General features: G+C 74.1%; 9 protein-coding genes. 2 read left to right on the plus strand and 7 right to left on the minus strand.

Translation table 11 applies throughout. From position 1 onward, the window contains the following. Positions 1-50 precede the first annotated feature (50 nt). The gene (locus tag ACFWBW_RS17390; protein ID WP_385373284.1) at positions 51-2,477 is read right to left on the minus strand and encodes a PQQ-binding-like beta-propeller repeat protein; all 2,427 of its coding nucleotides are present in this window, start codon (positions 2,475-2,477) and stop codon (positions 51-53) included. A gap of 38 nt (positions 2,478-2,515) precedes the next feature. Beyond that, entirely contained in the window at positions 2,516-4,543 is a 2,028-nt protein-coding gene (locus tag ACFWBW_RS17395; protein ID WP_385373286.1) for a serine/threonine-protein kinase, read from the minus strand. A 179-nt stretch (positions 4,544-4,722) separates the two neighbouring features. On the opposite strand from ACFWBW_RS17395, the gene ACFWBW_RS17400 reads away from it, so the two are divergent. Further along, positions 4,723-5,157, plus strand: coding sequence for an ester cyclase (locus ACFWBW_RS17400; protein WP_385373288.1), 435 nt, complete (start codon positions 4,723-4,725; stop codon positions 5,155-5,157). A gap of 67 nt (positions 5,158-5,224) precedes the next feature. On the opposite strand, the gene ACFWBW_RS17405 is transcribed toward ACFWBW_RS17400, so the two are convergent. Then, complete coding sequence (locus ACFWBW_RS17405) at positions 5,225-5,503, minus strand: hypothetical protein (protein ID WP_385373290.1); 279 nt, start codon at positions 5,501-5,503, stop codon at positions 5,225-5,227. Between the two features lie 209 nt (positions 5,504-5,712). Between ACFWBW_RS17405 and ACFWBW_RS17410 the strand changes: the two genes are divergently transcribed. Continuing rightward, positions 5,713-6,972: an FAD-dependent oxidoreductase gene (locus ACFWBW_RS17410; RefSeq protein WP_385373292.1), complete on the plus strand. Its 1,260-nt coding sequence runs from the start codon at positions 5,713-5,715 to the stop codon at positions 6,970-6,972. 638 nt (positions 6,973-7,610) lie between these two features. Here ACFWBW_RS17410 and ACFWBW_RS17415 read toward each other — a convergent pair. From ACFWBW_RS17415 to ACFWBW_RS17430, 4 genes are all read right to left on the minus strand, one after another. Continuing rightward, positions 7,611-7,997 carry a VOC family protein gene (locus ACFWBW_RS17415; protein ID WP_385373294.1) on the minus strand — a complete coding sequence of 129 codons (387 nt, stop codon included), beginning with the start codon at positions 7,995-7,997 and terminating at the stop codon, positions 7,611-7,613. Positions 7,998-8,002: 5 nt separating this feature from the next. Then, positions 8,003-8,959: a nucleoside hydrolase gene (locus ACFWBW_RS17420; protein WP_385373296.1), complete on the minus strand. Its 957-nt coding sequence runs from the start codon at positions 8,957-8,959 to the stop codon at positions 8,003-8,005. A 94-nt stretch (positions 8,960-9,053) separates the two neighbouring features. Further along, positions 9,054-9,935 (minus strand): YihY/virulence factor BrkB family protein, encoded by an 882-nt coding sequence (locus ACFWBW_RS17425; protein WP_385373297.1) that lies wholly within the window; start codon positions 9,933-9,935, stop codon positions 9,054-9,056. A gap of 108 nt (positions 9,936-10,043) precedes the next feature. Next, positions 10,044-10,649, minus strand: coding sequence for a hypothetical protein (locus ACFWBW_RS17430; protein WP_385373299.1), 606 nt, complete (start codon positions 10,647-10,649; stop codon positions 10,044-10,046). Positions 10,650-11,053 lie beyond the last annotated feature (404 nt).

Below are 11,053 nucleotides of genomic sequence, written 5' to 3' on the forward strand. Positions count from 1 at the left end.
GTACCTGTGCGTGCGTCGGCAGGCATGTGAGGGCGTGGGAGGGCGCGGGGTCAGTCCGCCGGGAGGGCGACGACGGCGGACGGCCGGGCGACGAGCAGCGCGCCGGGGACCGCGGCGAGCTGGAAGGGTTCCCGGCCCGCCACCCCGGCGAGCCCGGTCTGCCACAGCCGCTTCCCCGAGGGGATCCCGGTCGCCGTGACCTGGTGCAGGGTCGCGAGGTAGAGGGTGCGTCCGGAGGCGCTGGCCGTCATGCGCCCGAGCATGTTCCACTCCAGGTTCTCGGTGAGCGTCTGCTCCCACAGCGTCCGGCCGGTGTCCGGGTCGACGGCGACGACCGGGCCCGTGCCGTCGTCGGCCAGGTACAGGGTGCCGCCGCTGAAGAAGGGCGGGGAGTTGGTCCCGGCGACCCAGGCCTGCGACTCCCACAGCCGGGTGCCGGTCTTCAGGTCGTAGGCGACCGCGCGACCGCGGGAGAGCAGGAAGAGCCGTCCGCCGCCCGCCGGGTCCACCACGGAGGCCGGGCCGCCGTGCACGTCGGGGTGGGACCGGTTCCAGACCATGCGTCCGCTGCTCCGCTCGAAGCCCGCGATCGCGAGGGTCCGGACGGCCGTGACGTCCCGGAACACCTGCGGGGGTACCTGCACCTCCACGACGACCGTCTCGGGGCCGACGGCGGTGGCGAGTTGCGCGTTGCCGAATCCGCTCGGCAGCGGGGTGCGCCACAGCTCCTTGCGCTGGTCCAGGTCGAACGCCGCCAGCAGGTATCCGCCCGTCGGGCTCCCGTCCGCCACGAGCAGCCAGGCGGTGGCGCCGTCGGCGGCGAGCACCTCCGCGAGCTGCTCGTGGCGCTGGAGCCACTGGGTACGGCCGTCACGCATCGAGCAGAGCGACAGCCCCTCGCGCGTGGCCATCAGGAAGCGGTCGCCGGACGCTTGGACGGGCGAGGTGTTGTCGTCGACGGGCAGTTGCCACACCTCCTTGCCGGTGCGCAGGTCGTGCCCGTACAGAACGTCGCCGCGCGCCATCAGGAAGCGGTCGGCGCTGCTCACCGGGAGGAGCCGGATGCGGGCCGTCGGGTCGTCCAGGCGCCACAGGGCGCCCGGTGGCATGCCGGGCACGCGGGAGCTCGTACCGGAACCGCCGCCCGCCGCGGACGGCCCGGTGCGGTTGTCCTCTCGGGTCAGGGCGGTCCAGGCGAGGGTCCCGGAGACCCCGAGGGCCGCTCCCGCCGCGCCGGTCAGCAGCCCGGACAGCACCCGCCGGCGGGTGGGCGGGGCGGTCGCGCCGGGGGTGGCCGGGGCCGGAACCGGGCCGCGGGCCGGGGGTGTCGCCGCCAGGGTGACGGGGTGCGGGGGCTCGTGCGCTTCGGCGTCCGCCGGGGCCCGGCCGTCCGCGGGCCCGTGCCCATCCCGATCCCCGTCCCCGTTCGGGTCCGCATCGGCGATCTCCAGGTCGGCGATCGCCTGCGTGCGTACGGCCAGTGCGGCGACGACCCGGCCGGGCAGCGGGTCCGGTGTCCGCTCCGCGCCCTGCCCTCCGGGGGCCAGCGTCCGGCACAGCTCCGCGGCGGTCGGGCGGCCCGTCGGGGAGGCGGCCAGCGCCGCGGCCACCACCTCGCCCAGCTCTTCCGGCAGGCCGGTCAGTTCGGGCCGGCCGTGGAGGGCGCGGTAGGCCAGCACGGGCGGCGGGCCGTCCCCGAAGGGGAGCCGCCCGGTGGCCGTGTGGAGCAGCAGCACCGCCAGGGAGTACACGTCGGCGGCGGCGGAGGAGGGCCGCCCCGCGGCTACTTCCGGGGCCATGAAGGCGGCCGGCACGGTCGACACCCGGCTCTGCGGTTCGGGCCGCCCGGGCCCTGCGTCGGGCCGCGGCCCCTGGCCCGGCTCCTGTCCCTGTCCATGCCCCTGTCCCTGTTCCTGTTCCTGTTCCTGTTCCTGTCCATGCCCCTGACCCCGGCCCGGTTCGCGAGGCGGCACTGAGGGCATGCGGCAGGCGTGCAGGGCCATGAGCTGCGGGCGGGCCGTCGTGAGCCAGACCCCGTCGGGTGCCACCGCGCCGTAGGTGATGCCCCGGGCGTGCAGGGCGGCCAGGGTGTCGGCGATCTCCGCGGCGAGCCGCACCGACTGTTCCAAGGGCAGGGTCCCGGACTCCGTTCCGGGCCGCCGCCCCACGTCGGAGAGGGACACGGCCGGGGTGTGCGCGAGGGCCACCCACGAGGGCTCGGTCCCGGTCCCGGTCCGCAGGTCCAGTACGTGCGGTACTCCCGGCACGGGCACACGGCGCAGCGCCTCGGCCGCCCCGTACGCGGCCGGGGGCAGCAGGCACACCACGGCGTGGCCGTGGTTGCGGTCGCGGCCGACGTACATGCCGTTGACCGGCGGGACCGGCCGGGGGCCGGGCCAACGGGCCAGCAGCCGGTACGGCCCGGCCGATCGCGGGTCTTCGGGGCGCAAGCCCTCCTCCAGACGTCCGCCCCCCATGCGTCCCTCCCTCACTTCGGGGCCCCGCCCGGGGCCGGTCACATGCCCGGCAGGGCGCGGACCGCGCTGCCGCGTTGCCAGATGACGCTGCCTCCGGCGACCGCTCCCCGCCAGGGAACGTCGGCCCGGCCTTCCCCGGCCGGGGCCGGTGCGAACACGTACTGTTCGGCCGCCCGCCCGCCGTGCACCACGAGGATGCCGAGCTCGGGCCTCCGCAGCGGCGCGAAGATCCCGGATCCCGCCACCAACGGAGCCTGGTCCTGGGCGAGTTCCTCGGCGGCCAGCACGGTCCAGGCGGCGGCTCCGGTCTTCACGTCGATGCTCCGGAGCTGGCGGCCGTCGGCGACGTACACGCCGTCGCCGGCCGGTGTGGGCACGCCGAAGCCCGCGCTGTCGTCAGCGGGAAGGGTCCACAGTTGTTCGCCGCGCTCCAGGTCCAGACAGGTCAGCGTCCGGTCTCCGGCCCCGCCCAGCAGCACTCGGCCCGCGGACAGGGCCGTCCGCGAGCCGTCGGTTCCGGCGGGCCGCCGCCACGCGGAGCCGCCGTCGGCGGCGGACAGGGCCGCCACCCCGCCGGCGGCGGAGGCCAGGAGCAGGCGCCCGTACTTGGCGGCCGCCGAGAGCACCGTGCCCGACACGGGGACGGGCACGCGCCAGCGCACCGAGCCGTCCGCCCGCTCGAGCGCGGCCAGCCGGCCGTCGGTGCCGAGGACGTACACCTGGTCCTCGTCGGCGGCGAGCAGCCCGGTCACCCCGTCGCGGGCGCGGTGGCGGACCGTACCGCTGCCGGGGTCCAGGAACAGCAGGGTGCCGTCCGGGTCCAGGGCGACGGGTCGGCGGCCGCCGACGAGGTCGCGCACCACAGGTCCGCGCCAGCGCCGTTCGCCCGAGACCGGGTCGTGGAGGAGGAGCTCGCCGCCGGCGTCCGCGAAGCACACCCGGCCGTCGACGTCCACCGGCCCGAAGGCCGGCTGCGCCGCGGCGCCGTCGTACGACCACAGGGGCCCCGGCACTGTGCCGGGCGGGCCGCTCCAGCGGGGAGCGGGGGTGCGGCCGGGGCCGTCGTCCCCCCGGAAGGTGCGCAGGGCGGTGGCGCCGGTCGCCGCGAGGAGCACGGCCGCTCCGGCGCCGGTGAGCACCCTGCGCCGGGTGGGCAGCCGCGGGCCGGCGCCCAGGGCGGCCGCGGCCCGTGCGACCTCGGCGGCGTCGGCGAGCACCGTGGGGGGCAGCCAGCGGGTGGCGGCGCGCACGGCCGCGCCCTGCGGGTCGAGTTCCGCGGCCACCTCCGCGGCGGCGGGCCGGTTTTCCGGCTGCTTTTCGAGGCAGCCGCGGATCACGTGCGTCAGCTCGGCCGGTACGCCGGTGAGGTCGGGGGCCTCGTAGGCGATGCGGAAGTCCGATCGGACCGGGTCCCCGTCGTAGAAGGCGTGCCGGCCGGTCAGCGCGAAGACGAGCAGCGCACCGAGGCAGAAGACGTCGCTCGGCGGTCCGAGGGGACCCTTCACCACCTGCTCGGGCGACATGTAGCCGGGCGTTCCGGGGCGCTGCCCGGTCGCGGTCAAGGTGGCGTCCCCGGTCACCCGGGCGATGCCGAAGTCGACGACGCGGGGGCGGTCGGCGCCGAGGATGACGTTCGACGGCTTCAGATCGCGGTGTACGACTCCGGCCGCGGCCAGGGCCGTCAGGGCCCGGCCGAGCGCCCCGGCGAGGACCCGTACGGCGGGCGCGGGCAGGGGGCCGTGCCGCTGTACGGCGGCGGTGAGGGTTGCGCCCGGGACGAACTCGGCTGCGATCCAGGGAACCTGTTCGGTCGTCGAGGAGCCGAGCACGTTGGCGACGAAGGGGCTGCGGACCGCTGCCGCGGCGGCGGCCTCGCGGGTGAACCGCTCGCGCAGGTCCACGTCGCGGAAGAGTTCGGGCCGGATGGTCTTGAGGGCGACCGGCCGCCCCCGGCGGCGGGCGAGGTAGACCGTCCCCATGCCGCCGGCCCCGAGCACCCCCAGGATCCGGTGACCTCCGAGCTGCGCGGGCGTACCGCCCGGCAACGGGGCGATCACTGGTGTCATGCCGTTGATCGTATGCGTGCGTCCGTCAACCATCTTTGGAATCACCAAAGTTGACGTATCCCCGGCCGGGCGGGGGTGCACCCGGTTTGACCTTGCCGCGACGTCAGGGTTTGTACTGAGTGATATCCGGCCCGAGGCGAACCCGAGCTCTCGGAACGGCGACCCGAGAGGACCCTCAGATGACCGCGACCACCGCTGTCGAGAAGAACATGGCCCTGCTGCGCACCGCGTACCGGTTGGTGGAGAGCGGTGACATCGACGCTGCCGGGCAGCTGCTGAGCGAAGATTTCATCGCCAACGTCCCCGGATGCCCCGACCCGCTGCACGGCCGGGAGACCTGGCGGATGGGCACGCAGATGATGAAGGACGCGTTCCCCGATCTGAAGGTCGACGTGCGGGACATGTTCGGCGTCGGCGACAAGGTGACGGCGCTGGTCCACTTCCAGGCCACGCACCTGGGTGCGTTCCGGCAGTTCGAGGCGACCGGACGGCAGGTCGACTACCGCAGCGTCGAGGTCTACCGCTTCGAGGGCGACCGGATCGTTGAGGAGTGGGTCGCGCCCGACCTGATCAGCCTCTTCCAGCAGATCTCACCGACCCCCGTCGGCCGCTGACGGACGGTACCGGGCCAGGGGCCCCTCCCGTGTGGGGAAGGGGCCTCCGGGATCGCAGTGATGCCGGCTAGGAGCCGTGGACGTTCGCGCCGCTCAGGCGGGCGCTGATCAACTGTTCGGCCCCTTCCGACAGTCGCGCCCGCCGGGCCGGATCCTCGACCCATTCGAGCTCCACCGTCAGCGCCAGTTCGGACCGGATGACGGTCGCACGGGGAACCGGCACCCGCTGGCCGGGCTTCTCCGTGAACGGCTGGAGCTCCGCCGCAACGGCTTGGGACTCCTCCGAGGAACTGTGACGGAGCGTAAGAAATACCCGGGCGAGCCAGTCAGCCGGGACCTTCACCATGAAATCAGTCATACCGAGGCAACGACGGCGCTGACGCTCGGTGACGCCCCAACGGCATCGTCCAGGCCGCCTCAGGTGCGCCGACGGTCGAGCAGCCACCACGAGGTCCCGGCCGGACTTGCCCGGGAGGGCAAGGCGTCACCGCAACCGGGCCCCTCGTGGGGTATACGTCGTTGGGCCTGGCAGATGTCTGCGAAGGGATGGGTGCCGTGGAGCGTACGACCTGCTGTGTGGTGGGAGGCGGGCCCGCCGGGATGGTGCTGGCCCTGCTGCTGGCCCGGGCCGGTGTGGAGGTCACCGTGCTGGAAAAACACGGCGACTTCCTGCGCGATTTCCGCGGCGACACCGTGCACCCGTCCACCCTGTCGCTGCTGGACGACATCGGCCTCGCCGAGCGGTTCGCCCGGCTGCCGCAGCGGCGGGTGACCTCGGTCCAGCTGCCCATCGGGCCGGACCGCTCCCTCGTCACGGTCGGGAACATCGGGGCGCTGCCCGGGAAGTACAACTACATCGCGATGGTGCCGCAGTGGGACCTGCTCGACCTGCTCGCCGACGAGGCGCGCAAGGAACCCTCGTTCCGGCTGCGCATGGACACCGAGGCGACGTCCTTCCTGATGGAACACGGTCGGGTGGCCGGCGTGCGGTACCGCACCGCGGACGGCGCCACCGGCGAGATCCGGGCCACGCTGACCGTCGCCTGCGACGGCCGCGGGTCCTTCGCCAGGGTGCTGCCCGAGCTCGGCCTGGAGGACTTCCCCTGCCCGATGGACGCCTGGTGGTTCCGGATGCCGCGCCACGAGAGCGATCCCAGCGGGCTCGTGGGAGGCCTGGGCGAGCGGTTCTTCAGCGCGCTCATCGACCGCGGCGACTACTGGCAGTGCGCGGGGCTCATCCCCAAGGGAACCGATGCCGAACGCCGCGCGGAAGGCCTGGACCGGTTCATGGCGCAGTTCACGCAGGCCGTCCCGTGGCTGGCCGACCGGGCGCACTCGGTCACCTCCTGGAGCGAGATCAAGCTGCTCGACGTACGGCTGGACCGGCTGCGCCGGTGGCACCGGCCGGGGCTGCTGTGCATCGGCGACGCCGCCCACGCCATGTCGCCGGTCTTCGGCATCGGCATCAACCTCGCCGTACAGGACGCGGTGGCAGCCGCCCGCCACCTCGTGGGACCGCTGCGCGCGGGGACCGTAGGGCTGCACGACGTCCGCCGCGTACAGCGACGCCGCATGCCCACGACGGTGGCGACCCAGGGCCTGCAACGCCTGGCCCACGCCCAGGTCATCGAACCCCTGCTGGCCGGGCGGACCGCGTTCGGCCACCCGCGGGCGGCGAAGCGGCTGACGGAGCTCGTCACCGACTCGCGGTGGCTGAACCGGGTGCCTGCCTACTTCATCGGGTACGGGGCCCTGCGCGAGCGGCCGCCGGCTGAGTCCGTCCGCGGCGGCTCCGTGGTGCGGGAGGCGTCATGAGCGAGCGACCCGTCCTCCTGCCCTACGCCGCCCCGGCCTTCGTCGCGGACCCGTTCCCGCTGTACCGGCAGCTGCGCGAGGACGGCCCGGTCCGCCGGGTCGTCATCGCGGGCGGTCTGGAGGCCTGGCTCGTCACCCGCTACGAGGACGGGCTCGAGGCCCTGTCGGACCCCCGCCTCAGCAGCGACGTGCGCGACGCCTCGGACACCCGGCTCCTGAAGCAGCTGCCCGACACGGAGCGCGAGGCGATGCTGGGCAACATGCTGCGCAGCGATCCGCCCGACCACACACGCCTGCGCCGCCTGTTCTCCAAAGCGTTCACCGCCCACCGTGTGGCCGAGATGCGGCCACGGATCCAGGCCGCCACCGACCGGCTGCCGGACGCGGTCGTGACGGCCGGCCGTGCCGACCTCGTCGCGGACTTCGCGCTGCCGCTCCCGATCACGGTGATCAGCGAACTGCTCGGGGTCCCGGTGGACGCGGCACGAATTCCAGCACTGGACCGACCGCATGATCATGCGGGGCGCGGAGCCGCCGGACCCCGCCGTGGTGAACGAGGCGTGGCAGCACATGCGCGCGTACGCCACGGGCGGCTAGGGCACATGCACGGGACGCGTCCGCGGCGAGCCCGTACCCGGTCAGGGGCGAAAGCGCAGCGGGTGGTCCGCCGGCACCTCCACCACGGCGATGCGCACGCCGTCGGGGTCGGCGATCCACATCTCGATCAGGCCCCAGACCTCGCGCAGCGGCGGCCGCAGGACTTCGACGCCCCGGCCGCGCAGCTCCTCGTACGCGGCCTGCACGTCCGCGACTTGGAGCCACAGCCGCAGACCGGGCGCGGGCGGTGCCTCCGCGCGCCCCGACACCTCGAGGAACCCGCCGCCGAGGAAGTAGACCGTCCCCCGCTCCGGGCCCGTGCCGAACTCGCGGTGGACGGCGAGGCCCAGGGTGTCGCCGTAGAAGGCGCGGGAGCGCTCGGGGTCCGTGGGACGCAGCAGGATCCTGCTGCCCAGTACGTGCACCATGACCCCTACCCCCGCTCTCGCGGTGTACGGGCTCCGAGGACCGCGACGGCGGCGATCATCCGGTCCCAGAACCGGTCGGTCTCCAAATCCACCGCGACGCGGGCGTTGACCGGGCGGTCCAGGTAACGCTCCAGGTCCACCACGGTGGCACCGCGCGTGTACCGGCCGTGCAACTCCACGACGACGTTCGCGTCCACGCAGTGCACGAGCCCGGGATCGATGACCCGGGCCACCGCGACGGGGTCGTGCAACGGCGGGTGCGGGAACCCCCACAGCGTGCGGTACGTGGACGCGAAGAAGGTCAACAACTCGGCGCACATGTGCCCGAGTGGTGTACCGAGCCCCTCGAAGCGGGCCACCACCTCGGGCGTGGCCAGCGCCTGGTGAGTGACGTTGAGCCCGCACATGGTGACGGGCACACCGCTGCGGAAGACGATGTCCGCGGCTTCCGGATCCGTGAGGATGTTGAACTCGGCTGCCGGTGTCCGGTTGCCCCGCTCCGTCGATCCGCCCATCAGGACGATCTCGCGGATGCGGGAGGCGTCCTGCGGGAAACGGGTCAGCAGGAGGGCGATGTTGGTCAACGGCGCCGTAGGCACGAGAGTGACCGGCTCCGGATGCCCGGTCAGTATCCGGTGGATGAGGTCCACCGCGTGCTCCGGGACGATGTCCACGGTGGGCTCCCGGAACAACGGCCCGTCGAGGCCGGAGGCGCCGTGCACGTCGTCCGCGACGCTGAGCGCCTGGGCCAGCGGCCGGCCGCAGCCCGCCGCGATGGGCACATCGGTGATCCCGGCCACCGTGCACACGCGCCGCGCGTTCAGGGTGGTCTTGTCGAGCGTCTGATTGCCCGCGACCGTGGTGATGGCCAGCAGATCGACCGCGGGGTCCCCGGCCGCCAGCATGATCGCGAGGGCGTCGTCGTGTCCGGGGTCGCAGTCGATGATGATCGGGACGGGCACGTCGCTCCTGCCGGTGCGGGGTCGTGGCCCCTTCAGTGTGGCGCCCTCCCGTTCCCGTGACCAGGAGGCGGGACCTCGGGCCTGCGGACCACGATCACGTCGAGCGGCCCTCCCGTGCTCGCTCGGCGTTGAACTGGGCTCCCGTGAGCAGGGCCAGGTTGGCGAACCAGAGCCAGATGACGAAGACCACGATGCCGGCCAGCGACCCGTAGACCCGGCCGTACGTGTCCAGCTGCGTGTACAGGGTGAAGAGCGCCGAGGCGGCCAGCCAGAGCAGGGCCGCCAGTACGCCGCCGGGCAGGCCCCGGCGGGTGCCCCGGCTCTGGGCCGGTCCGGTCCGGAAGAGCATCAGCACCAGCAGGGTGACGACGGACAGCAGAACGGGCCAGCGCAGGAGCGCGATCCCCTCGGCGCTCGCCCCGCCCGTGCTGTGCGCGAGCCAGCGGGCGAGCGGCCCGGACACCACCAGCCCCACGGCGCCGACGACGAGCAGGACGAGCAGCAGCACGGCATTGATGATCAGTGTGTGGGCGGCCCGGAGGGGAGGCCGGGTGTCCGGCACCTGGTGCATCGCGTGCAGGGCGCGGCGGAACACCGCGAGGTAACTGCACGCCGACCACAGGGCGCTCACTCCGCCGCTGATCATCAGGGCCCAGATCGACGAGTGCTCGGCCGCGAGGCCGCCGAGCGCGTCGCGCAGCACCTGGGCGGACTGGGGCGGTGCGTACGAGGTGAGGTCGGTGGTCAGCCGGTCCCTCGTCGCCCCGCCCGACAACCCCACCAGCGACACCGCGATGACGAGTGCGGGAAGGAGCGCCAGTACGGCGTAGTAGGTGAGGGCGGCCGCGTGATCGGCGAGGTTGTCGGTCCAGACGCGGACGGCGGTACGCCGCAGCTCGGCGCGGGTGCGCATCGCGAGGGCGACGGACGGAGGGCGTTCTCCTCCACGTGCTGCACTGCGGGGGATGTCGGTCATGCCCCGCGAGTGCCCTACGGAGCCCTTCGCATGCGCTCGCGGGGCCCCGTGCCGAAGCTGAAGGCCGAGGTGAGCGGGTGCGAGGAGCGACCGGTCAGTCCGCGCCCGTCAGGGCTTCAGGCCCGCCCGCCTGAGGGCGATCTCGGACAGGTCGGCGATGACCTGCGGGTCGCCGCGGCGCCAGGCGTCGGCGAGGCCGCCTGCGGGGGCGGGGATCGCGGCGAGGGCGCGCGGCGGTCCGGTGAGGGCGCGCAGGGCCAGCAGGTCTGCGCCTCCGGGCGCGTCGCGGAGGTCCCGGATGGTGGCGCTGCGGCGGATCCAGCGCACGCGCAGGGGAAGCCACAGCAGCAGGATGAAGGCCACGGGGAGGATGATCAGGGCGAGCGTGGCCAGGGTGGCCACCTGGCTGACGACGTCCTGCAGTGACTGCCCCGCGTCGGCGAGTCCGGTGCCGGCGTCGGCCGCGGACCGGAACGGTTTCCTCAGGAGGTCGCCGACGAGCGGCACTCCGGAGGCGGTGTCGCCGGCTTCGGTGAGGGCGTCGGCGAGGCTCTCGCCGGAGCTCTCGACCTTGCGTCCGGGTTCGGCCAGCCGCATGATCGCGCCGTGGACGGTCAGCGCGAACTTCACCGCGACGCCGATCAGCAGTACGGCGACGAGGTCCGCAAGGATCTGTCGGTTCCGCCGTGCTGGGGTCTGGGCGTAGAGACGCATGGGCTGCTCCTGTTCCGGCGCCGGCGGCAGGGGTGGGCCGGTCACTCGACCGTATGCCGGACTCGCCCGTCACGTGGTGCACGCCGGTACCCGGCCTTGACGCGTCGACAGGTCGGCCCAGTGCCGTTGCCGTGAGACCACCGGCGGGCCTGCTGGTTCCGGCCGGCCCGGACGCCGTCAGCCTCGCGTGGCCGCGGCAGGACACCGTGGGCCGTCGGCGAGGTCACCGCGAGCGACCCGTTCCGTACCGGCCCCGGGTCAGTCCTCGGCGGGAACGGCGGCGAACACGGGGGCGCCGACGGCCCGGACCAGGCGGTATCGCCTGAGCGCCCGGCCGAAGCGGGCGCGGCTGCCGGGCAGGGCTCCGCGGAGGTCGGCGACCAGGGAGCCGTCCGGCACGCGGG

Source organism: Streptomyces sp. NPDC059957 (genome assembly GCF_042730015.1).
In the GTDB taxonomy this organism is placed as follows: domain Bacteria; phylum Actinomycetota; class Actinomycetes; order Streptomycetales; family Streptomycetaceae; genus Streptomyces.

Bases quoted from the DNA above. Each gene is read 5' to 3' on its own strand.
- ACFWBW_RS17390 (WP_385373284.1), bottom strand. From the start codon at position 2,477: ATGGGGGGCGGACGTCTGGAGGAGGGCTTGCGCCCCGAAGACCCGCGA.
- ACFWBW_RS17395 (WP_385373286.1), bottom strand. From the start codon at position 4,543: ATGACACCAGTGATCGCCCCGTTGCCGGGCGGTACGCCCGCGCAGCTC.
- ACFWBW_RS17400 (WP_385373288.1), top strand. From the start codon at position 4,723: ATGACCGCGACCACCGCTGTCGAGAAGAACATGGCCCTGCTGCGCACC.
- ACFWBW_RS17405 (WP_385373290.1), bottom strand. From the start codon at position 5,503: ATGGTGAAGGTCCCGGCTGACTGGCTCGCCCGGGTATTTCTTACGCTC.
- ACFWBW_RS17415 (WP_385373294.1), bottom strand. From the start codon at position 7,997: ATGGTGCACGTACTGGGCAGCAGGATCCTGCTGCGTCCCACGGACCCC.
- ACFWBW_RS17425 (WP_385373297.1), bottom strand. From the start codon at position 9,935: ATGACCGACATCCCCCGCAGTGCAGCACGTGGAGGAGAACGCCCTCCG.
- ACFWBW_RS17430 (WP_385373299.1), bottom strand. From the start codon at position 10,649: ATGCGTCTCTACGCCCAGACCCCAGCACGGCGGAACCGACAGATCCTT.